We start from the raw sequence: 22,620 nt of genomic DNA on the forward strand, positions 1-22,620 counted from the left end.
TTTTACGATACCGTCATTAAATAACATTTCTGTTTATATCATTACCCGTCAAAAGGAAAATAGGCAAGCTTTGTATATATGGCACCTTGAGATGTCAGGTCGCTTTTTAAAAGAGTAAGGCCGCCGGCATCAAAACTTCCCGCATCGTAAATTTCCTCATTTTTAATGATTTCTGAAAGTCCTTTTACGTTTTTTGGCGATTTTACTCTTCCCAGAGTTAGATGGGCTTTGAATGCCCTGTTTTCCCTTTGAAAACCTATCGATTCAAGGTCTCTTTCAATCTCCCTCTGGAGATCTGATAATCTCTCTACCGACCCGCCAATTCCAAGCCACAAGACTCTTGGGCGTTTAAGATTCGGAAATGTTCCGAGTGTTGAAACATTTAGCGTCAATGGTCTGACGTTCACTGTATTCTTCTCAACAACACTGGAGATATTGGAAATCTGATTTTCGGAGATGTTGCCAAAGAACTTCAGTGTCAGATGTATCCCTTCCGGTCTTGTCCACCTGATTCCCTTTACAGCGGCCTTCAGCCGGTTTTGGACATTTTCTATCTGGACTTTTATCTCTTCAGGAATATCTATTGCCAGAAAGGTTCTTATCAGTTTTTTGTCAGTCATTCAAACTATTCCCGATCAGGAATCTCCGGAGTATCTCCAAAGCCCACTGCGACGACATTTTTTTTACCCTTTTTCGGTTTCCACCGAACAGAAAATTGCGGCATATCGTATTTTCCCCGTCGGTCAGAGCGATAAAAACAGTGCCAACAGGTTTTTGTGTTGTCCCTCCTGTCGGGCCTGCTATACCGGTTGTAGCCAAACCGAGATCGGTTCTGCCAAGATTTCTAACGCCTTCAGCCATGAGAACAGCCGCCTCTTCACTTACGGCTCCAAAATTGTTTAAAATTTCGGCTGGAACACCGAGGAGATCTGTCTTGGAGTCATTACTGTAAACAACTACTCCTCTGTCAAAAAATACTGAACTTCCCGGTATATTTGTCAGGCGATCTGTAATCAGTCCCCCGGTACATGACTCGGCTACCGAGAGAGTCAAAGCCCTGTTTGTTAAAAGAGATGCAACAATTCCCTCCAGTGTGTCATTATCATACCCGAAGATGTATTTCTGTAATTTTCCCTGAATCCGCCCTTCTGCCATCTTAAGATTTTCTTCTGCAGCGGATTCCGCGAGATTTTTTGATGTGATTACAATATGGTTTTCTGGAAAGTTGGGATAAAATCCTATGCTTACTCCAGTGATTTTCAGATCAACATCGGATAGCATTTGATCAATTCCCGCTTCTGTGACGCCAAGCAGCTTAATGGTTCTGCTTGCCATATATTGTTTGGCCTTTCCGGAATTTCTTTTGAGGAGTGGTATGACTCCTGCGGATAACATCTTTTTAGCTTCTGATGGAACACCGGGGATAACGGCTACAATTTTCCCATTCTTTTTCAGGGAGAATCCACAGGCCGTTCCGGCCGGATTTGGCATTATCTCGGCTCCTTCGGGAAACATGGCCTGTTTGATATTGTTAGGGATCCATTTGGTACGGTATTTTTTAAACCTTTCCTTCATTTGATTCAGAACCGCTTCATCGGTATATAGATTAAGACCGAATGCCTTTGCGATTGATGCGGTGGTGATATCGTCGGAGGTCGGGCCGAGTCCGCCCGTGACGATAACGGCATCGGAGAGAGCCATGAGGTAGTCAAGTCCTTTTCCGATTATATCCTGATCATCACCGGAAACTATTATTGTAGATACGCTCCAGCCTTCGGCATTCAGCTCACGCGATATGAAAGAGGAATTTGTATCCTGTGTCGAACCGCCGGTCAATTCATTTCCTATTGCCAATATTCCGATTCTCATTCGAGGTGTTTACACTCCCAGATATTTAATTAATAACAGTAAGGATATGTTTGCATAAATGCCTGCCATAACATCGTCCCCGACAACCCCATACCCTCCTGAAAACTTCCTTTCGCAAAGCCTGACGGGGAAGGGTTTTATAATATCAAAAAACCTGAAGAGGAGAAACCCGATGAATATGTGTGAGATGGTTGGTGTGACCAGAAACATGGCGAATTGAAAGCCGGCAATTTCATCAATCACGATACATGGAGCGTCCTTTTTATTGAATATCTTTTCTGCTTCTTGAGACACATACACTGCCAGCGAGGAAAGCGCCAATATAGATATCAGGTAAAGGGGCCAGGAAAAATGTGAGAAGACAAGATATACCGGCACCCCTATAACTGTTCCAGCAGTTCCCGGGGCAAAAGGGGCAAAACCGCTGCCAAAACCTGTTGCGACAATTTTTATAATTCTTTTCTCCAGAAGACACCTCTTTTTTGTGTTTAAACTTCATCTGTCTTTAAGCCAAGACTTTTGAAAACAAAAAATATTCTGAGTCTCAAAAAACCATATTTTGAAGCTCCCCGCAACAAGCTGAGGGGAATCTCCGACTTCCAAGTAACTTAAATTCGCAAATGTGTTGCAAGTAGTTAACATTTCTCAATATCTGCCAGAAATAACGCATTTGTTAAAAACATAAGTTACTTCCAATTATAATGCCGCAAAGTGGCATAGTGAGCTGTTAAGGAAAAATGTTTATTTTATTTGCTCGCTAACCCCGCCGCAAGCAGCGGGGAATGATGTGCTCGCTATTCAGTTCAAAGCTCTTAAGCCGGCTATTGAGGATAAATTACCTTCTTTTCCCAACCCTGTCAATGGTTTTGATAGGCACATGCCGGTACAAGTATTGCCAGGTGATGGAGCTTGTGATTTTACTTTACCAGTTTTTAAAACGGGTCTTTTTTCCAAACTTTTTTTATGGTATAGGGAAATACTTTGTAACAGAATTAAAAGAAAATCAGGAGAGGAGAACAAGTAGATGAGAAGAAAGGTTTCTGTTATCGGATCTGGTTTTGTCGGTACCATGGTTGCTCAGAGAATAGCAGAGAAGAATCTGGCAGATGTTGTCATTGTTGATATTATAGAAGGGCTTCCTCAGGGTAAGGCCCTTGATATCTCACAATCAGCATCGCTTGAAGGGATTGATGTTAAAATAACAGGCACAAATGACTTTTCTGAGATAAAAAATTCTCGGATTATTGTGGTTACAGCAGGGCTTGCCCGAACACCCGGAATGACCCGCGAGGAACTGGCCGGAAAAAACGGAAATATCATAAAATCGGTAACGGAGCAGATAAAAGAACATGCTCCCGAATGCATTATTATTGTGGTTACAAATCCGCTTGATGTCATGACCCAGCTTGCCTGGAAGGTTTCAGGATTTCCTGCACGGAGGGTCGTTGGCATGGGGGGAATTCTCGACACGGCGAGATATAAGTTATTTCTGGCCGAGGAGCTGAATGTGTCAATAAGAGATATTCAGGCCCTTGTGCTGGGAGGTCATGGGGATGCAATGGTGCCGGTTGAAAAATATACAACACTAAACGGCATTCCAATCAGCGGGCTTATAAAACCCGAAAGGCTGCAGGCCATTATTGAAAGAACAAAAAACGGCGGGGCCGAGATCATCAAGCTCCTGAAAACTGGCAGTGCCTGGCATGCCCCCTCTTCTTCCGTCATAGTGATGGTGGAAGCGATACTTATGGACAGCAAGAGAATGCTTCCCGCAGCGGTCTATCTCGAAGGTGAGTACGGTATAGATGGTATTTATATTGGTGCCCCGATAACGTTGGGTGCAGCGGGTGTAGAGGAAATACATGAAATAGACCTTCCTGACGATGAATTGGCCGCCCTCAGCCTGTCAGCGGATGTTGTAAAGAAAACATTTGAAAGTTTGAATGTTCTATGAGCTCTAAACTGGATGAAGACATCTTTACCCTGGTTGAAAAACCGAGCAGGTATATCGGGGGAGAGGTAAATTCTGCGAAGAAAAATAAATCGGAGTGCAGACTGAGTTTTGCGCTTGCATTTCCGGATACCTATGAGGTGGGAATGTCTCACCTCGGTTTGCAGATACTCTATTCTATACTGAACAGCGTCCCGGAGATTTCTGCAGAGAGAGTTTACGCCCCCTGGCCGGACATGGAATTCCAGATGAGGAAAAACAATATCATGCTCTCCTCTCTTGAATCACGTGCTCCCTTGAAGAATTTCGATATCGTCGGATTTTCCCTTCAGTATGAACTGTCCTACACAAACGTTCTGAACATGCTGGAGCTTGGGGGTATCCCGATATATGCCAGGGACAGGAAAAAGGAAACCCCTCTGGTCATTGCGGGAGGACCATGTACCTTTAATCCCGCGCCGGTCACCGACTTTTTTGATGCCTTTGTCATCGGGGAGGGAGAAGAGGTGGTCATCGAAATCTCCCGCGCTGTGATTAAAGGTAAGAAAAGAAGGTACAGCAGGGAACAGCTTCTCGAGTCGATAGCCCAAATTAAAGGGGTTTACATCCCCGCCATACATACTAATGGGGAAAGAGTAAAAAAGAGGATTGTACCCGATATTAACCAATGGCTAGTGCCCTTGAGACCGGTGGTTCCTTTAATGAATACGATTCACGACCGTGTTACCCTGGAGATAGCGAGGGGTTGTACCCGTGGCTGTCGATTCTGTCAGGCGGGGATGGTCTGGCGACCTGTCAGGGAGAGGACACCGGAAGTTCTGGGAAAGATGGCAGATGAGATGCTCTGTTCAACAGGGCACAACGAATTATCACTCCTGTCGCTGAGCTCCGGCGATTATTCTATGATCGAATATCTCCTTCCCGAATTGATGAACCGTTATTATGATAAAAGAGTGGCTTTGGCTCTCCCGTCGATGAGGGTGGAGACCCTTACCCGGGAATTGATCGATGAGATAAAGCGGGTCAGAAAAACGAGCTTTACCTTAGCGCCGGAGGCAGGGACGCAGAGACTGCGAAACGTGATAAACAAGGGCAATACTGCAGAGAACCTTCTTACCACCACGAGAAATGTCTTTGGTGCGGGCTGGAGATCAATGAAGTTGTATTTTATGCTGGGGCTTCCCGGTGAAAGGAAGGAAGACTTAAAGGGTATAGCTGACCTCGCATACCAGGTACTTCGAGAGGGGGAAAACAGACGACAGGTTACAGTGAGCCTTTCCACTTTTGTACCAAAACCACACACACCGTTTCAGTGGTGCAGGCAGATAAGTCTGGAAGAGATACTGGAAAGGCAGGAGTTCCTTAAAAAGGCTATTCGGAACAGAAATATAAAGATAAAATGGCATGACGGACGGATGAGCCTCCTTGAGGGAGTCTTTTCGAGGGGAGACGAAAAGCTGGGGACCTTGTTGGAAAATGCCTTCCGCCTTGGATGCCGCTTCGACGGCTGGAGCGACCAGTTTAAGTTTGATCTGTGGGAAGAGGCCATGAGGGAGACAGGCATCAGAGTCGAGGATTACCTGCGGGAACGGCACATTACAGAGAGACTTCCCTGGGATCGAATAGACTGCGGTATAAGCAGGGATTTTTTGACGAAAGAACTCCAGAAATCACTGGGAGAAGAATTGACGGCAGACTGCCGTTTCGGGGCATGCCATCAGTGCGGTATCTGTGACCATCATACAATAAGAAACATTATAGCGAAGGACGATGCCGGCACCGTCGGAAAGCAAGAAGTAGGGCCGGCAAAAGAGAAATCCCCCAGGCAGCCAGAGAGATTGAGGATTAAATTTGCCAAGGAGGGAGTCTCCCGCCTTCTGTCCCATCTTGAGGTTTCCTCTGCGCTTAGCAGAGGAATAAAGAGAGGCGGCCTTTCCTTCATATATTCGAAAGGTTTTCATCCTCATCCAAAGATGTCCTTTACGTTTGCTACATCGGTAGGAATGGAAAGTCTGGGCGAGTATGTTGATATTCAGGTTGAAAGTCCGGGAGAAAATATTAAAAATGTCGTTCAAAATATAAATTCCTTCCTCCCTTCCGGGTTAAGAATTCTTAATGTCAGAGAAATACCGCCGGATACCGATTCATTGTCCAAGGTTATAAAGGGGTTCAAATATGAGGTTGTTCTTCCCGAGAAAATCCCTTTGGAAAAGGGGAGATTGTTAGATGAAAAGATAGAAACCTTCTTTAAGTCGGATGAGTTTATTATATTACGGGAAAAGAAAAGAAAGCAGACGAGAAGAAACATACGTCCCATAGTCAACACACTTTTTTTCGACAGGGAAGACAGCAGGATCAAAATGTCGCTGCTGTTCGGAAAAGACGGGGGAGTTAAACCATCTGAAATACTCGTAGAGGTTCTTGGCATGGGCAGCGATTTAGCAAAGATGGCACGGACAATAAAGACTGACACCATCTTTCATGACAGTTCACAGGATATTTCCGAAAAACGGCATTTACAGGCAGCCGGTTAATTGCGAAGTGCAACTGTAATGGTCAGCATGTAGCTAAATCCCAACGACGCGCACTTCCCATTTTTTTTAGTTCAACTAATTCGGAATATATTACGAAATTATATGAATGTCAGGAAGGAAATATCGAAGAAGGTGACGATAAAATCGGCAAGAAGCCCAAAATTATGCTTGACAAATAACTGCTTGTGGGGAGATTATGCAAAATTGTACTGTATTTCCACAAGAACGAACAGAAACAGGCATGGTGTTTGAACACTTAAGTAATATTTAAGGGGGAAACCGTTTTTATAGCGTAAAGAAATCCCTGCAGTATATTTTCTTTTTGATCGTGGGTTCATTGTCACTTTTCTACAGTGATATATATTATGAGTCAGCAATCCTTTTTAAATCTTACTTATGATAACATTTCTTTTAAATTAATTCGAGAGACAAAAAAGTCTTGACAAATTGTATTTTATAATATTATCTTACAAATTTCATGTTTGTTGGTCTGTCGTTTGGGAGATCGCTGGCGTAGCTCAACAGGTAGAGCAGCTGATTTGTAATCAGCAGGTCGCGGGTTCGAGTCCCATCGCCAGCTCCAGGGAGGGGTTCCCGAGCGGCCAAAGGGAGCAGACTGTAAATCTGCCGGCGGAGCCTACGGAGGTTCGAATCCTCCCCCCTCCACCATAAAGCGGGAGTAGCTCAGTGGCTAGAGCATCAGCCTTCCAAGCTGAGGGTCGCGGGTTCGAATCCCGTTTCCCGCTCCATTTTATTTATAAAAATGATTGTCTGGTTTGTAGGGTAACAATTTGAGAGCTTTGCAAAACTGCAATTCTGGTCATTGCGAGGAGCTTTAGCGACGCGGCAATCTTATGAATTATCAATATGTTATGAGATTGCTTCGCTTCGCTCGCAATGACAATATTGGTATTATGCAAAGCTCTCAATTTGTGAGGGATGAGCAGGTATTCTGAAGGTTGGAGAATTTGTCTGATAGCCGATGCTGATCTGTACTTAGAGCTATTGTAAATTGCTTTTTAAATTTATTAATTTTGCCCACGTAGCTCAGTCGGTAGAGCACATCCTTGGTAAGGATGAGGTCACCAGTTCAATCCTGGTCGTGGGCTCCATTTTAGAGAGAGTTGGCTTGTAATGAGAAATATAATTACGTTGGCTTGTACGGAATGCAAGCAAAGAAATTATACAACAACGAAGAACAAGAGAACGATGCAGGATCGTCTTGAGTTAAAAAAATATTGTAAATTTTGCCGGGTCCACACTGTTCACAGGGAAACGAAGTAGTTAACATGGGTTGCATCTTAGCAGAGAAACCGTTGTGTAAATCTTTTTTCGCTTTACCTGAAATGTTTTTTAATGATTCTAAGGCTTGGACAACATCCTGTTTTAAGGTAAACCCCATATACGGGTACGGGCCAGTAGCTCTAATTGGATAGAGCGCCGGACTCCAAATCCGGATGCTGGGGGTTCGAGTCCCTCCTGGCCTGCCATTTTTATTGTTACTGAAATGAATTCAGAATAAGTATCAATGAATAGAATACAAAAAATAAGACAGTTTTTGAAAGAGGCAAAGGTTGAGCTTAAAAAGGTTGTATGGCCGACACCAAAGCAGGCTTTCGCCTCCACGTCTATCGTCGTTATCCTCACTTTCATTGTGTCTATCTTTCTCGGCATCGTGGATTTTGGGCTTACTAAAATATTGAAATTATTCATGGGTTAAATATATGGCCTTTAAATGGTATGTCATTCACACATATTCGGGGTTTGAAAACAAGGTGAAGCTTTCCATGCAGGAGAGAATAGAAACTGCTGGTATGCAGAAGTATTTCTCTGATATTCTTGTGCCTGAAGAGGACGTCGTCGAACTGGTTAGCGGGAACAAAAAAACCTCCAAAAGGAAATTTTTCCCCTGTTATATACTTGTGAGAATGGAGATGAACGATGAAGCCTGGCATATAGTGAATAATACTCCTAAAGTTACAGGATTTGTCGGAAGTAAAGATAAGCCGACTCCGATACCGGATGAAGATGTTGAATTACTGAAGACCAGGATAGATGAAGGAACCTTGAAACCGAAACCCAAATATGAGTTTGAAGTTGGAGATCAGGTCAGAATTATAGACGGTCCATTTACGAACTTTGACGGGATGGTTGACGAGGTTAAACCAGAGAAGGGGAAATTAAGAGTTATTGTTAGTATTTTTGGTAGGTCAACGCCTGTGGAATTAGATTTCATACAGGTTGCCCAGAATTAAAGTGCCTAAAATGCCTAAAGTGAGCTAAAGTGCCTAAAGTTAAAAAATGTTGTCCATAACTTTAGTTCACTTTAGGCACTTTGCACTTCAAACTTGAAATTAGGGTGATCATAATGGCAAAAAAGGTTATAGCAAGCATAAAACTTCAAATTCAGGCGGGGAAAGCTTCTCCGTCACCACCTATAGGGCCGGCCCTGGGTCAACATGGAGTAAATATTATGGAGTTCTGCAAGGCATATAATGCCATGACGCAGAACCAGGAAGGAATGGTTATACCCGCACTAATAACTGTATATGCTGATAGATCCTTTACATTCGTTACCAAAACGCCGCCGACTTCTGTTCTTCTCAAGCAGGCAGCCAAAATAGCGAAGGGGTCCGGAGATCCAAAAAGAGAAAAGGTAGGGACAGTAACAGCCAAACAGGTGAAGGAGATTGCCGAGTTAAAATATAATGACCTGAATGCCCTGGATATGTCGGGAGCTGAAAAAATTGTGAAGGGAACGGCAAGATCAATGGGAATTGAAATTGCAGAATAGAAGAGGTTGAACGACAATGCCTAAGGAAGGTAAAAGTTTTTTAAAAGCTAAAGAGAGGGTTGAATCTGGAAAGAAATATGTTCTGAAGGAAGCTTTGGAACTGCTTGTGAGCACCTCGAGGGTAAAGTTTGATGAAACTGTCGATGTAGCTATCAGGTTAGGTGTGAATCCAAGGCATGCCGATCAGATGGTTAGAGGAAGCGTGGTTCTTCCTAACGGCTTGGGGAAGTCTGTAAGAGTGTTGGTTTTTGCAAAGGGTGACAAAGAAAAGGAAGCTCTTGATGCAGGAGCTGATATTGTTGGCTCTGATGACATAATTGAAAAAATAAAAGGGGGTTGGTTTGAGTTTGACAGAGTTGTTGCTACACCTGATATGATGGGTAGTGTGGGAAAACTTGGGAAACTCCTAGGCCCGCGTGGGTTGATGCCGAATCCGAAAGTTGGTACAGTAACCTTTGATGTAGGAACAGTTGTAAAAGAACTCAAGGCGGGCAAGATTGAGTTCAGAGTAGAAAAAGCAGGAATTGTGCATAGTCCAGTAGGAAAGGTTTCTTTTGGGGTAGATAAATTATTGGAAAACATTTTAACATTAGCAGAAACTATCGTGAAACTGAAACCGGCATCGAGTAAGGGAACTTATCTGAAAAACATATCACTTTCTACCACTATGGGTCCAGGGATAAAGGTGGATCCCCTGAATGTCAGAAATCTTTTCATATGATTATTAATACTCGGCTGTCAGCGAAGTGGAGAAACTTTGTTTCTGCCAAGAGCTTTCAGTTGGGTATTGATATCTGATAAATAAGTCAGAGACAGCGGGTACAGGATGTTTAAACGATTTGAATCGGCCTGCCGAGACGATTGGTTAGTTCAATGTTTCTTCCTGTATGCATCTCTGATTTTCAAACTAAATCCTTACTTTATAGTGAGGTTTTTTGGAATTCAGAATAAGAAAGGAGGCTAGAAATAGTTGGATCGAAAAACTAAAGAGCTGGTTGTTGCTGATCTTCATGATAAAATTAAAGATGTTAAACTGGCGGTTCTGGTGGATTATAGTGGTTTAAATGTTGAGCAGATTACCTCATTAAGAAATGAGCTGCGTAAATCCGCGACCGAGTTAAGGGTGTCAAAGAATACCCTTCTTGGAATCGCTTCTAAGGGTACCGATTTTAGTATTCTTGAAGAGTATTTCAAGGGGCCGCTCGCCATTGCCATGAGTTATGGAGATGAAATTGCGCCGACAAAAGCACTGGTTAATTTTGCCAAAGGGAAAAATACGCTGGAAATTAAGGCCGGGATGTTGGAGGGCAAGTTTTTAAGTAAGGAAGAGATAGGTGTTCTGGCTGCGCTTCCAAGCAGGGATGTTCTTGTTGGAAAGCTTCTCTCCATACTGGTAGCAACACAAGCTTTGCTGGTTAATGTGCTAAATGGTGTTCCGAGAAGCTTTGTTCAAGTTCTTGATGCTTATCGGGTAAAGAAATAAAACATACAGGAAGGGATTAGAAAAATGGCAGATGAAAAGGTAGAAAAAGAGAAGGTAACAAAAGAGAAAACAACAAAAGAGAAAACAACAAAAGAAGATGTTATAAAATTTATTGAAGATATGACAGTTCTTGAGTTGTCACAACTCGTAAAGGAATTGGAAGAAAAGTTTGGTGTGTCCGCGGCTGCGCCAGTGTCTGTCGCTGCTGTGGCTCCAGGGTCAGAACAGGTAGTCCAGGAAGAAGAGAAGAGTGAATTTGATGTTATACTCTCCGGTTTTGGTGACCAGAAGATCCAGGTTATAAAGGTTGTCAGGGCCTTGACAGGTTTGGGATTGAAAGAAGCTAAAAATTTGGTAGATGGTGTGCCGAAGCCGGTTAAAGAGGCTGTTTCGAAGGATGAGGCTGATAATGTTAAGAAGAAACTGGAAGAGGTAGGAGCCAGCGTGGAGATTAAGTAAGTTAAAGCATTTAGCGTTCAGCAAGCAGCTGTCAGCTATGATGAAAAGCGATTATTCAGTTCAAGAGGAGTTTGAGGGGGAATGTTTCGTATAATCCCTGTTATTGCTAAAAGCTGAAGACTGATAGCTAAATGCTTACAGATGAAGGGGAATTATGGACGGGTTTAGAAAAAATTTTGGTCGTATTAAAAAAATAGTTGATATCCCAAATCTTATTGATATCCAGACAAAGTCATATGAGAAGTTCCTCCAGAGGGATATAATTCCCGACGAGAGGGATAATTCGGGTCTGCAGGGTACCTTTAAGAGTGTTTTCCCCATTTCGGATTTCAGCGGTCAGTGTTCTTTGGAATTTGTAAGTTACAAAATAGGGGATGTCAGATACGATGTGAAAGAGTGCCTTCAGAAGGGCATGACCTATGCGGCTCCTCTGAAGATTGTGGTTAGGCTTGTTGTTTTTGATGTTGACCGGGATAGTGAGCGAAAGACAATCAGGGATATCAAGGAACAGGAGATTTACTTTGGTGAGATACCATTGATGACAGATAATGGCACTTTTATTGTCAATGGTACGGAGCGGGTTATAGTCAGCCAGCTTCACAGATCCCCCGGTATCTTTTTTGATCATGACAAGGGCAAGACACATACAAGCGGAAAACTAATATATTCAGCAAGGATTATTCCAATCAGGGGTTCCTGGCTCGATCTTGAATTTGATTCCAAGGATTTTCTTTATGTTAGGATAGACAGAAGAAGAAAAATGCCCGTGACTATCCTTTTGAAGGCTATGGGAAACTCTACCCAGGATCTGCTTGGCTATTTTCATAATATTGAAAAAGTATTTCTGGAGGATGGCCAGGCTTTTATGGCGGTGGATGAGTTTCTCGTTGATGAGAGAGCCCCGGAAGATATTAAGGATAAAAAGACCGGTGAAGTTGTCGTAAAAAAGGGCAGGAAAATATCGAAAGCGGCTTTGAAAAAACTCGCGGGATTAAATATAGGTCGAATGTCGATAAGTGATGAAGTCCTTGTTGGAAAGATGCTCTCATCGGACGTATTGGATCCTGAAACAGAAGAGGTTTTATTGCACTGCAATAGCGAATTGACTGTGGAAGGGTTGGAATTAGTTCGAGAAAAAGGGGTCAGGGAACTACGGGTTATTAGTCTTGACGAAGATGGAATAAGTTCTGCCATGAGGGATACTTTCCTGATTGATAAGGTTGAGACGGAAGAAGACGCGATAATTGAAATATACAGGAGACTCCGACCAAGCAATCCACCCACTCTGGAAACGGCACGCAGGTTTTTCAATAGTCTCTTTTTCAATCCTGATAGCTATAATCTTTCTAATGTGGGCAGAGCCAAGATGAATTATAAACTTGGCCTGGATGTCCCTACGGATGTAACGGTGTTACGGAATGAGGATATTCTGAAGGCAGTTAAATATCTTATTGATCTCAAGAATGGAGTGGGAGATTGCAGTATTGATGACATTGATCATTTAGGTAACAGAAGGGCCAGATCTGTTGGAGAACTTATCGAAAATCAGTACAGGATAGGCTTGGTCAGAATGGAGCGGGCCATTAAAGAGAAGATGAGTCTTCAGGATGTGGAAACCATGATGCCCCATGATTTAATAAATGCTAAACCTGTTTTGGCCGTTGTTAATGAGTTTTTTGGGAGTAGTCAGTTGTCACAGTTTATGGATCAGACGAATCCGCTTTCAGAAGTTACGCACAAAAGGAGGTTATCCGCCCTTGGCCCAGGGGGACTTACCAGGGAGCGGGCGGGCTTTGAAGTGAGAGATGTGCATTCATCTCACTATGGCCGGATATGTCCTATTGAGACCCCCGAGGGGCCAAATATAGGCCTTATTGTTTCTCTTAGTACCTACGCAAGGGTGAACGAATTCGGTTTTATAGAAACTCCGTACAGGGTGGTAAGAAACGGGAAAGTCTCGAATGATATTGAATACTTGACAGCAATGGAGGAAGAAAAATTTATTATCGCCGAGGCGGATACCCCTCTCGATTCAAGGGGAAGCTTTAAGGATAAGCTTATCTCTTCGAGGAGGGGGGAGGACTTTGTCATGGCCATGCCTGATGAAGTTGAGCTTATGGATGTATCTCCCAATCAACTTGTAAGTGTTGCCGCAGGACTTATCCCCTTCTTGGAACATGATGATGCCAACCGTGCCCTGATGGGTTCCAATATGCAGCGACAGGCGGTTCCGCTTGTAAAACCTGAATATCCTCTTGTGGGTACGGGGATGGAGTCAGTTATTGCGCGGGATTCTGGTGCTGTTATTATAGCTAAAAGGTCTGGCGTTGTGAAGAGCGTTGATGCGTCAAGGATTGTAATTGAATGTGATAATGAGGGGGAAACCCAGTTTGATACAGGAGTTGATATATATAACCTGACCAAGTTTCAGCGTTCAAATCAGGATACATGTTTCAATCATAAGGCTATTGTAAACGTAGGAGATAGAGCAGACAGAGGAGCGGTGATAGCCGATGGGCCTGCAACCAATAATGGAGAACTGGCACTGGGGAGAAACGTCATGGTCGCCTTTATGTCCTGGGGAGGATATAATTATGAAGACTCTATCTTGATCAGTGAAAGAGTGGTGAAAGAGGACATTTATACGTCTATACATATTGAAGAATTTGACACGGTCGCCAGGGACACTAAATTGGGCAAGGAGGAAATCACCAGAGATATTCCCAATGTAGGGGAGGAAACCCTGCGGAATCTGGATGAAAGCGGGATGGTTCGTATAGGAGTATCGGTGAAACCAGGAGATGTTCTGGTCGGTAAGATTACCCCAAAAGGGGAAACACAACTGTCTCCGGAGGAAAAACTGCTTCGGGCCATATTCGGCGAGAAGGCCGGCGATGTCAGGGACACATCTCTGCGTGTTCCCCCTGGAGTTGAGGGTATAGTTATAGATGCAAAGACATTTACCCGTAAGGGGACGGAGAAAGATCGCAGATCGCAAATTATAGAAGACGAAGAGATAGGACGTTTACTCAAGGACAGAGATGATGAAATCAGGATTATTGCCGATAATGTTAAGCGGGAGATTTCAAGCTTACTCATCGGAAAGACTTCTGCAACGAAGCTGGTTGATCCTAAAAAGAAAAAGAGATTTTTAAAAAAGGGAGAAGAGATTACCGGAGAAGTCCTGGAGATTATACCATTTAGTCTCTGGAAGGAAATATCGCTGTTAGAAGAAGATGTGTTGAATGAGAAGATAGAAAGTATCTTTGTGAATTTTTCTAAAAAAATAGAGTTGGTGGAGGCTTTTTTTGAGGGAAAGATAGATAAATTCAAAACTGGAGATGAACTTTCCCCGGGAGTAATCAAGATGGTTAAGGTTTATGTGGCCATAAAAAGGAAGCTTTCTGTTGGTGATAAGATGGCGGGAAGACATGGTAATAAGGGAGTGCTATCCAGGATACTTCCAGAGGAAGACATGCCTTTTTTTGAGGACGGTACTCCTGTTGATATAGTCTTGAATCCCTTGGGAGTGCCCTCACGTATGAATGTGGGGCAGATCCTCGAGACTCATCTCGGATGGGCTGCAAAAGAATTGGGAGACAAGATAAATTCTTTGCTAAATATAAAATACAGCATGGATAACCTGAAGAAAGAAGTTAAAGAGATATACGCCTCTCCTCAATTTGACGCTTTTATAGATGGGGCGACTGATGAGGAAATCAAGAGATTTGTCGACAGACTTAAGAATGGCATTCCTATGGCGACACCTGTTTTTGATGGTGCCTGTGAGGATGATATAAAGAATATGCTTAAATTGGCTGATCTTCCGGAAAGTGGCCAGACGATGCTCTTTGATGGCAGGACTGGAGAGCCTTTTGACCAGGAGGTTACAGTAGGAATGATTTATATGCTGAAGCTTCACCATCTCGTTGACAGTAAGATTCATGCCAGGTCAATTGGGCCTTATTCTCTTGTTACTCAGCAGCCTCTCGGGGGTAAAGCGCAGTTTGGCGGCCAGAGGTTGGGTGAGATGGAGGTCTGGGCGATGGAGGCCTATGGTGCTGCGTATGCGTTGCAGGAGTTTCTTACCGTTAAATCGGATGATGTAGCTGGCAGAACAAGAGTATATGAATCCATTGTTAAAGGGGAACATAAATTTGAAGCGGGGATTCCTGAATCCTTTAATGTTCTCGTCAAGGAATTGCAGGGTCTTTGTCTCGATGTGGAGTTAATTGAGGAAGAGAAGAATTAGATTCCATTAAGACCATTAAATGTGGCCTGCCGGTCATAGTTAAAAAGTAAAATGAACAGATTCAGGATTGAATCTAATTAGGAGACATGTTCAGTGGAAGATATATTCAGTTTTTTTGAAAAGCCGAAGGATCCTGTGAGGTTTAATGCAATAAAAATGTCCATTGCCTCGCCGGAGAGGATTCTTTCGTGGTCTCAGGGTGAAGTCAAGAAACCTGAGACAATAAACTACAGGACATTCAAGCCGGAAAAGGATGGACTTTTTTGCGCGAAGATATTCGGTCCGGTTAAGGATTACGAATGCCTCTGTGGCAGATATAAAAGGATGAAACACAGAGGGGTTGTCTGTGAAAAGTGCGGTGTTGAGGTTATCCAATCAAAGGTTCGCAGAGAAAGAATGGGACATATAACCTTATCAGCACCTGTAGCCCATATCTGGTTTCTGAAGAGTCTTCCCAGCCGAATAGGTAATGTACTCGATTTGACGCTTAAGGAACTGGAGAGAGTGCTCTATTTTGAATGCTGGATCGTGTTGGATCCTAAAGACACGCCTTTGAAAAAGAAGGAAATACTTTCTGAGGAGAGTTATGCGGAATTGAAGGAGGAGTATGGCCCGGACGCCTTTGAGGCAGGGATAGGCGCTGAAGCTGTTAGAAAACTTCTGGAAGAAGTTGACATAGATGGATTGGATGAAGAACTCAGATTAGAATTAAAAGCAGCAACATCTGAAACCAAAAAGAAGAAGTTATTAAAGAGGCTAAAAGTTGTTGAAGCACTTAGGAAATCGGGAAATAAACCAGAATGGATGATTCTGACAGCTTTACCGGTAATTCCTCCAGAGCTCCGGCCTCTGGTTCCCCTGGATGGCGGCCGTTTTGCCACGTCTGATCTCAACGATCTTTACAGAAGGGTTATTAACAGGAACAACCGCCTGAAACGTTTGCAGGAACTCTCTGCACCGGAAATTATCATAAGAAACGAGAAAAGGATGCTTCAGGAATCTGTAGACGTCCTCTTTGACAATGGCAGGAGAGGAAGGGCCATTACCGGTTCCAACAAGAGACCTCTTAGATCACTGTCGGATATGCTGAAGGGGAAGCAGGGAAGGTTTAGACAGAATCTCCTCGGCAAGAGGGTTGATTACTCAGGAAGATCCGTTATTACTGTAGGACCCGACCTTAGATTGCATCAATGTGGACTTCCTAAAAAGATGGCGTTGGAGCTCTTCAAGCCATTCATTTACAACAGGCTCCAGGAGAGGGGTTATGTTACCACCGTGAAGAGCGCTAAAAGGATGGTTGAAAGGGAGACCCCGGAGGTATGGGATGCATTAGATGAAGTTGTCCGTGAATATCCCGTTATACTTAATAGAGCCCCGACTTTACACAGGCTTGGCATGCAGGCTTTTGAACCTGTGCTTATAGAAGGAAAGGCGATACAGCTTCATCCTCTGGTCTGCCCCGCATTCAATGCTGATTTCGATGGTGACCAGATGGCAGTGCATGTACCTTTATCTATCGAAGCACAAACAGAAGCCAGGGTTCTTATGATGTCGACAAATAACATTCTCTCACCGGCTAATGGTAAACCGATTATTGTTCCCGGTCAGGATATTGTCCTCGGGATTTATTATCTGACCAGGTCCCAAGACCGTGTTATGGGAGAGGGAATGATCTTTTCAGGTACCGACGAGGTGAGAAATGCCTTTGATTCCGGTGTGATTGATCTTCATGCGAAGATTAAAGTTAGAATTGGGGGAACGCTAACGGATACAACGACAGGTAGAGTTTTACTTTATGAAATTGTTCCTGAAGAAATTCCCTTTGATATCATTAATAAAGTTATGAGCAAGAGAATGTTGGCAGACCTTATTGATTATTGTTACAGGTCTTGTGGGGATAAGGTAACGGTTTTGCTGGCGGATAGATTGAAGGATCTTGGGTTCAAGGTCGCTACGATGTCTGGTGCGTCTTTTGCGGTTGATAATATGATGATACCTTCCAGTAAAAAGGAGATTGTTGCAAAAGCTGACCATGATGTTTTGGAAATTCAGAAACAGTACATGGACGGTCTTATTACAGATGGAGAACGTTATAACAAAGTCATAGACATCTGGGCTCAGGCTACTGAGAAGGTTGCTGCTGAGATGCTCGGATGTATCGGAACGAAAGAGGTGATAGGGCCGGATAATGAAAAGATAAAAATAAAAAGCTTTAATCCTATTTATATGATGGCTGATTCGGGTGCGAGGGGAAGTGCTGCGCAGATAAGACAGCTTGCAGGTATGAGAGGGTTAATGGCGAAACCATCCGGTGAGATTATTGAGACGCCGATTACTGCAAATTTCAGGGAAGGTCTATCTGTTCTCCAATATTTTATTTCTACACACGGTGCCAGGAAAGGTCTTGCTGATACTGCACTTAAGACGGCAAATTCCGGGTATCTTACCAGGAGACTTGTCGATGTGGCTCAGGACTGTATTATTACTGAAGAAGATTGTGGAACGATCGATGGCATCTATGTTTCTGCTCTATCGGAAGGCGGGGAGATAATAGAAGCTGCCGGTGAGCGTGTTCTGGGGAGGGTTGCCTTGGATGATATCAAGGATCCTTTTACAGCAGAAATCATAGTGAAGGCGAATCAGGAAATTGAAGAAGCGCTCGTCGATAAAATTGACCGGGCAGGTATAGAGAGGATCAAAATACGATCCGTTCTGACGTGCAAGTCAAAACAGGGAGTATGTGCCCGGTGTTACGGTCGGGATCTTTCCCATGGACACTTGGTGAATATTGGTGAAACGGTCGGTATTATTGCAGCCCAATCTATTGGTGAACCTGGAACCCAGCTGACTATGCGAACTTTTCATATTGGCGGTACCGCAAAGTTTGAGGAACACTCTACCCTGGAGGCGAGGCATTCGGGTACCATAAAATTCGTCGATCTCAATACGGTTAAGGGCAAAGAAAAACAGCTTGTGGTGATGAACAGAAGCGGAGAAATCCATGTCCTGGATGAGAAACAGAGAAGCCGTGGTAGATATCCTGTTCCATATGGGGCACACGTAAAGGTGGATGATGGTTATGAGATAAAAGAAGGAGAACTGATTGCACAATGGGATCCCTTTTCAATACCAATTCTTTCAGAGGTTGATGGAACAATTAAGTTCGGAGATATTGTTGAAGGGGTGACCATGAAGGAACAGGTTGATACGGTGACCGGTCTTTCCAGAAAAGTTGTTGTTGAATCTAAGGATTCAAATTTACGTCCGAGGATTTCGTTAAAAGATAAAGACGGAAAAACGGTTAAGCTGCCGGGAACGAATGCAATTGCAAGGTACCAACTTTCGGTTGGCGTAAACATTGTTGTGTCGGAAGGTCAGCAGGTAAAGGCAGGTGACATTATTACAAAGGTTCCCAGAGAGACCACAAAGACAAAGGATATTACCGGTGGTCTTCCCAGGGTGGCGGAGCTTTTTGAAGCGAGAAAACCGAAGGAATATGCTGTAATAACGGAAATTGACGGGGTGGTTTCGTTCGGTAAAGATGTAAAGGGAAAAAGAAAGGTTGTTATAGCCCCTGATGTTGGTGATAAAAGAGAATACCTGATTTCCAAGGGAAAACATATAAGTGTACAGGAAGGTGACAGGGTTGTGGCCGGTGAACCTCTGATGGGTGGTGCGCAAAACCCCCATGATCTTCTTGCTATTAAAGGAGAAAAAGAATTAGCCAGGTACTTAGTTGATGAAGTGCAAGAAGTTTATAGGCTACAGGGCGTCAAAATTAATGACAAACACATAGAAATTATTGTGCGCCAGATGCTTCGCAGAATTAAAGTAACAAAACCGGGCGATACATCTTTCCTTACGGATGAGCAGGTGGAAAAACATCTATTCGAGGAAGAAAATGAAAAAGTTATAGCCCAGGAAGGTAACCCGGCTATAGGTGAGCCGGTTCTTTTGGGGATTACCAAGGCATCTCTGAGTACAGGGAGCTTTATTTCGGCAGCGTCTTTTCAGGAGACGACACGCGTTCTTACAGAGGCCAGCCTGTCCGGGAGAGTGGATTATCTCAGGGGGCTCAAGGAAAATGTTATAATGGGGAGGTTAATCCCGGCGGGAACAGGTGTTGGCGTGTATAGGAAATTAGGGATCGCAACTGAAGTTGAGGATGAGTTAGAACAAATAACCGAAAAAGTAGATAAGAAAACACTTGACATGCAAGTTGCTAATTGATAGAAAACCAAGCTTTACCTTTATATAAGTTGTTAACCGATGGGGGGATGATGCCTACAATAAATCAGCTGGTTCGTAAAGGTCGGACGAAGATAAAAAAGAAAGTCACAACACCTGCGCTTGCCGGTTGTCCACAGAGAAGAGGAGTCTGCATCAGGGTTTATACTTCAACACCTAAGAAACCTAATTCTGCATTGAGAAAAGTGGCAAGGGTGCGTCTTACCAGTGGCTACGAGGTGACCTCATATATACCGGGAATGGGACATAATCTCCAGGAGCACTCTGTTGTCCTTGTAAGGGGAGGCAGGGTCAAGGATCTTCCCGGGGTTAGGTATCAGGTAATAAGGGGCACACTCGATACCATGGGTGTCCAGGACAGGAAAACAAGTAGATCGAAATACGGAGTCAAAAAACCAGGTTAATCTTTGGGAGTAGTAATAAATGCCGAGAAGAAGAGAGATAGCAAAGAGAGAAATTCTGCCGGATTCCAAGTATAATAGTGAACTCGTGGCAAAATTCGTTAACAATCTGTTATCGAAAGGGAAAAAGAGTATTGCCGAATCTATCCTCTATGGAGCTTTTGATATTATTGAAGAGAAGACAAAAGACTTGCCTATCGAAGTTTTTGAGAAGGCTGTAAATAATGTAAAACCTGTTATAGAAGTAAAATCGAGGCGGGTAGGAGGATCCACTTATCAGGTGCCGACGGAAGTACGACAGGTCAGAAGAGTTTCTCTGGGGATTAAGTGGTTGATAGATAATGCAAGAAAACGTGCCGGTAAAAGCATGAAAGAGAAGTTAGCTGCCGAACTGATAGATGCCGCCAATGGCAGAGGAGCCACTGTCAAAAAGAAAGAGGATGTCCACAAAATGGCTGAGGCAAATAAAGCCTTTGCTCATTACAGGTTTTAAGTGGCGGTGAATTGAATTGGCACGTGTAGTTCCCTTAAATCATATTCGTAATATCGGCATTATGGCTCATATAGATGCCGGGAAAACCACTACGACAGAGCGGATATTATATTATACCCAGGAATCCTATAAAATGGGAGAAGTTCATGATGGTACGGCCGTCATGGACTGGATGGAGCAGGAACAGGAAAGAGGTATTACGATAACCTCTGCGGCAACTACATGTACCTGGGCAAATAGTCAAATAAATATAATAGATACGCCGGGTCATGTTGATTTTACGGCAGAAGTTGAAAGATCTTTGAGAATTTTAGATGGTGCTGTTACGCTTTTCTGTGCTGTGGGTGGTGTAGAACCTCAGTCAGAGGCTGTCTGGAGGCAAGCCGATAGATACCGTGTTCCACGTATCGCATTTGTCAATAAGATGGACAGAGTCGGCGCGGATTTTATTAAGGTTGTTTCAGCCATCAGAGAGAGGCTCGGTACGAATCCACTTCCGATACAGCTTCCGATAGGAGGAGAAAGTAAATTCAGGGGGATTGTTGACCTTGTCCGCATGCGGGCTGTTATCTATGACGAAGATTCACTGGGAAGTAATTTTAGCGTGGAAGAAATTCCACCTGAGATGGTAGATACCGCCGGTGAGTATAGAGAAAAACTCATTGAGTGCCTTGCCGATTATGACGAGGGCTTGATGAAGAAATATTTGGATGAAGAAGCTCTTTCACATGAAGAAATAGCAAAAGTTATTAGAGAAGCAACCCTGTCTTTAAAAGTAATACCGGTTTTATGTGGCTCTGCGTTTAAGAACAAGGGTGTTCAGCCTCTTCTGGATGCGGTGGTAGATTTTCTTCCATCCCCCTTGGACAGACCTACGGTGGTGGGAAAGGATGTGGATGGAAGGGATGTAGAAAGGACCGCCAGTGATGATTCGCCATTTTCGGCTCTTGTCTTCAAGATTGTAACCGATCCATTTGTTGGTCAATTGACATACTTCAGAGTTTATTCCGGCGTTTTGAGAGCGGGCTCTAATGTGTATAATGCCTCGACAATGAGGAAAGAGAGAATTGGACGACTGCTCAAAATGCATGCCGATAAAAGAGAAGAGATCAAGGAAGTTCGCACCGGTGATATTGCTGCAGCAGTTGGGTTGGATTCATCCACTACGGGTGATACGATAACCGATACTGGTCATCCGTTGAGACTTGAAACGCTTGAATTTCCGGAGCCGGTTATCGCTATAGCAATAGAGCCTAAAACGAAGGCAGATGAAGAGAAGCTGGGTGATGCTCTGCGGAAGATTACTCGGGAGGATCCTTCCTTTAAGGTGAAACTGGATAGAGAGACCGGGCAGACGCTGATTTCCGGGATGGGGGAATTACATCTCGAAATTATTGTTGACAGGCTTTCCAGGGAGTTTGGTCTCGGGGCAAATATCGGCAGTCCACAGGTAGCTTACAAAGAAACGATCCGAAAAAATGTCAGATCTGAAGGGAAGTTTGTGAAACAGTCCGGAGGCAGAGGGCAATATGGTCATGTGTGGCTGGAGATTGAACCTGGTGAAATTGGGCAGGGTTTTGAATTCCGGAATAAAATTGTTGGGGGTGTTATTCCGCGAGAATATATACCGGCAGTAGAAAAAGGAATTGTTGAGGCAATGGAAAATGGAATACTCGCTGGTTTTCCCGTTGTTGATGTGGTAGTAAGCCTGGTTGACGGATCTTTTCATGAAGTTGATTCATCGGAAGTGGCATTTAAGATGGCCGGTTCAATAGGATTTAAAAATGGCGTGAAAAGGGCTCATCCGGTGCTTCTGGAACCGATTATGTCTGTTGAAATAATAGTTCCTAAGGAATATATGGGAGATGTGATCGGCAATCTTGGTTCCAGGAGAGGAAAGATTGTCAGTATTGAATCGAGACCGGATTCAGAAGCGATACATGCAGAGGTTCCTCTGGCTGAGATGTTTGGCTATGCAACTGATCTGCGATCTAAAACTCAGGGAAGGGCTACCTATACGATGCAATTACTTAATTATAACACGGTGTCTGAGGGGTTAGCGAAAGATATAATTGAGGAAAAGTTAAATTGACAGAACTTTTAAAAAGTAGGATAATCAAATTAACAATATTTATC

At 43.6% G+C, this 22,620-nt stretch carries 17 protein-coding genes and 5 tRNA genes; 19 read left to right on the top strand and 3 right to left on the bottom strand.

What is annotated here, in order from left to right; translation table 11 throughout:
* Positions 1 to 41: 41 nt before the first annotated feature.
* Genes thpR through Q7J27_11345 form a run of 3 tightly spaced genes read right to left on the bottom strand, consistent with a single transcriptional unit; the run spans position 42 to position 2,316 of the window.
* On the bottom strand, positions 42 to 620 hold the full coding sequence (thpR, locus tag Q7J27_11335) for an RNA 2',3'-cyclic phosphodiesterase (GenBank protein ID MDO9529735.1): 579 nt from the start codon (positions 618 to 620) through the stop codon (positions 42 to 44).
* Complete coding sequence (locus Q7J27_11340; protein ID MDO9529736.1) at positions 613 to 1,869, bottom strand: competence/damage-inducible protein A; 1,257 nt, start codon at positions 1,867 to 1,869, stop codon at positions 613 to 615. The genes thpR and Q7J27_11340 overlap by 8 nt, the downstream gene beginning before the upstream one ends.
* Positions 1,870 to 1,878: 9 nt before the next feature.
* Positions 1,879 to 2,316, bottom strand: coding sequence for a phosphatidylglycerophosphatase A (locus tag Q7J27_11345; protein MDO9529737.1), 438 nt, complete (start codon positions 2,314 to 2,316; stop codon positions 1,879 to 1,881).
* A 577-nt stretch (positions 2,317 to 2,893) separates the two neighbouring features.
* Between Q7J27_11345 and mdh the strand changes: the two genes are divergently transcribed.
* From mdh to fusA, 19 genes are all read left to right on the top strand, one after another.
* Positions 2,894 to 3,823 carry a malate dehydrogenase gene (mdh, locus tag Q7J27_11350; protein MDO9529738.1) on the top strand — a complete coding sequence of 310 codons (930 nt, stop codon included), beginning with the start codon at positions 2,894 to 2,896 and terminating at the stop codon, positions 3,821 to 3,823.
* Positions 3,820 to 6,354, top strand: coding sequence for a TIGR03960 family B12-binding radical SAM protein (locus tag Q7J27_11355; GenBank protein MDO9529739.1), 2,535 nt, complete (start codon positions 3,820 to 3,822; stop codon positions 6,352 to 6,354). The genes mdh and Q7J27_11355 overlap by 4 nt, the downstream gene beginning before the upstream one ends.
* Before the next feature lie 507 nt (positions 6,355 to 6,861).
* A tRNA-Thr gene (locus Q7J27_11360) sits at positions 6,862 to 6,937 on the top strand.
* A 1-nt stretch (position 6,938) separates the two neighbouring features.
* Positions 6,939 to 7,023, top strand: a tRNA-Tyr gene (locus Q7J27_11365).
* Positions 7,024 to 7,027: 4 nt separating this feature from the next.
* Positions 7,028 to 7,103 (top strand) — tRNA-Gly (locus tag Q7J27_11370).
* A 287-nt stretch (positions 7,104 to 7,390) separates the two neighbouring features.
* Positions 7,391 to 7,466, top strand: a tRNA-Thr gene (locus tag Q7J27_11375).
* A gap of 22 nt (positions 7,467 to 7,488) precedes the next feature.
* A complete protein-coding gene (gene rpmG, locus Q7J27_11380; GenBank protein ID MDO9529740.1) occupies positions 7,489 to 7,638 on the top strand; it encodes a 50S ribosomal protein L33 in 150 nt (49 codons plus the stop codon).
* Between the two features lie 128 nt (positions 7,639 to 7,766).
* Positions 7,767 to 7,844, top strand: a tRNA-Trp gene (locus Q7J27_11385).
* A gap of 38 nt (positions 7,845 to 7,882) precedes the next feature.
* Positions 7,883 to 8,074, top strand: coding sequence for a preprotein translocase subunit SecE (gene secE / locus Q7J27_11390; GenBank protein ID MDO9529741.1), 192 nt, complete (start codon positions 7,883 to 7,885; stop codon positions 8,072 to 8,074).
* A gap of 4 nt (positions 8,075 to 8,078) precedes the next feature.
* A complete protein-coding gene (gene nusG / locus Q7J27_11395; GenBank protein MDO9529742.1) occupies positions 8,079 to 8,609 on the top strand; it encodes a transcription termination/antitermination protein NusG in 531 nt (176 codons plus the stop codon).
* 113 nt (positions 8,610 to 8,722) lie between these two features.
* Positions 8,723 to 9,148, top strand: coding sequence for a 50S ribosomal protein L11 (rplK, locus tag Q7J27_11400; GenBank protein MDO9529743.1), 426 nt, complete (start codon positions 8,723 to 8,725; stop codon positions 9,146 to 9,148).
* A gap of 16 nt (positions 9,149 to 9,164) precedes the next feature.
* A complete protein-coding gene (gene rplA, locus Q7J27_11405; GenBank protein MDO9529744.1) occupies positions 9,165 to 9,869 on the top strand; it encodes a 50S ribosomal protein L1 in 705 nt (234 codons plus the stop codon).
* Between the two features lie 249 nt (positions 9,870 to 10,118).
* The gene (rplJ, locus tag Q7J27_11410) at positions 10,119 to 10,631 is read left to right on the top strand and encodes a 50S ribosomal protein L10 (protein MDO9529745.1); all 513 of its coding nucleotides are present in this window, start codon (positions 10,119 to 10,121) and stop codon (positions 10,629 to 10,631) included.
* 24 nt (positions 10,632 to 10,655) lie between these two features.
* A complete protein-coding gene (gene rplL, locus Q7J27_11415; protein MDO9529746.1) occupies positions 10,656 to 11,090 on the top strand; it encodes a 50S ribosomal protein L7/L12 in 435 nt (144 codons plus the stop codon).
* 154 nt (positions 11,091 to 11,244) lie between these two features.
* Complete coding sequence (rpoB, locus tag Q7J27_11420; GenBank protein ID MDO9529747.1) at positions 11,245 to 15,342, top strand: DNA-directed RNA polymerase subunit beta; 4,098 nt, start codon at positions 11,245 to 11,247, stop codon at positions 15,340 to 15,342.
* A gap of 93 nt (positions 15,343 to 15,435) precedes the next feature.
* The gene (rpoC, locus tag Q7J27_11425) at positions 15,436 to 19,572 is read left to right on the top strand and encodes a DNA-directed RNA polymerase subunit beta' (GenBank protein MDO9529748.1); all 4,137 of its coding nucleotides are present in this window, start codon (positions 15,436 to 15,438) and stop codon (positions 19,570 to 19,572) included.
* A gap of 50 nt (positions 19,573 to 19,622) precedes the next feature.
* A complete protein-coding gene (gene rpsL / locus Q7J27_11430; protein ID MDO9529749.1) occupies positions 19,623 to 19,994 on the top strand; it encodes a 30S ribosomal protein S12 in 372 nt (123 codons plus the stop codon).
* A 19-nt stretch (positions 19,995 to 20,013) separates the two neighbouring features.
* Positions 20,014 to 20,484, top strand: coding sequence for a 30S ribosomal protein S7 (gene rpsG / locus Q7J27_11435; protein ID MDO9529750.1), 471 nt, complete (start codon positions 20,014 to 20,016; stop codon positions 20,482 to 20,484).
* 16 nt (positions 20,485 to 20,500) lie between these two features.
* Positions 20,501 to 22,576, top strand: coding sequence for an elongation factor G (gene fusA, locus Q7J27_11440; GenBank protein ID MDO9529751.1), 2,076 nt, complete (start codon positions 20,501 to 20,503; stop codon positions 22,574 to 22,576).
* The last annotated feature ends 44 nt before the right edge of the window (positions 22,577 to 22,620 follow it).

It is taken from the genome of Syntrophales bacterium (assembly GCA_030655775.1).
Lineage (GTDB): Bacteria > Desulfobacterota > Syntrophia > Syntrophales > JADFWA01 > JAUSPI01.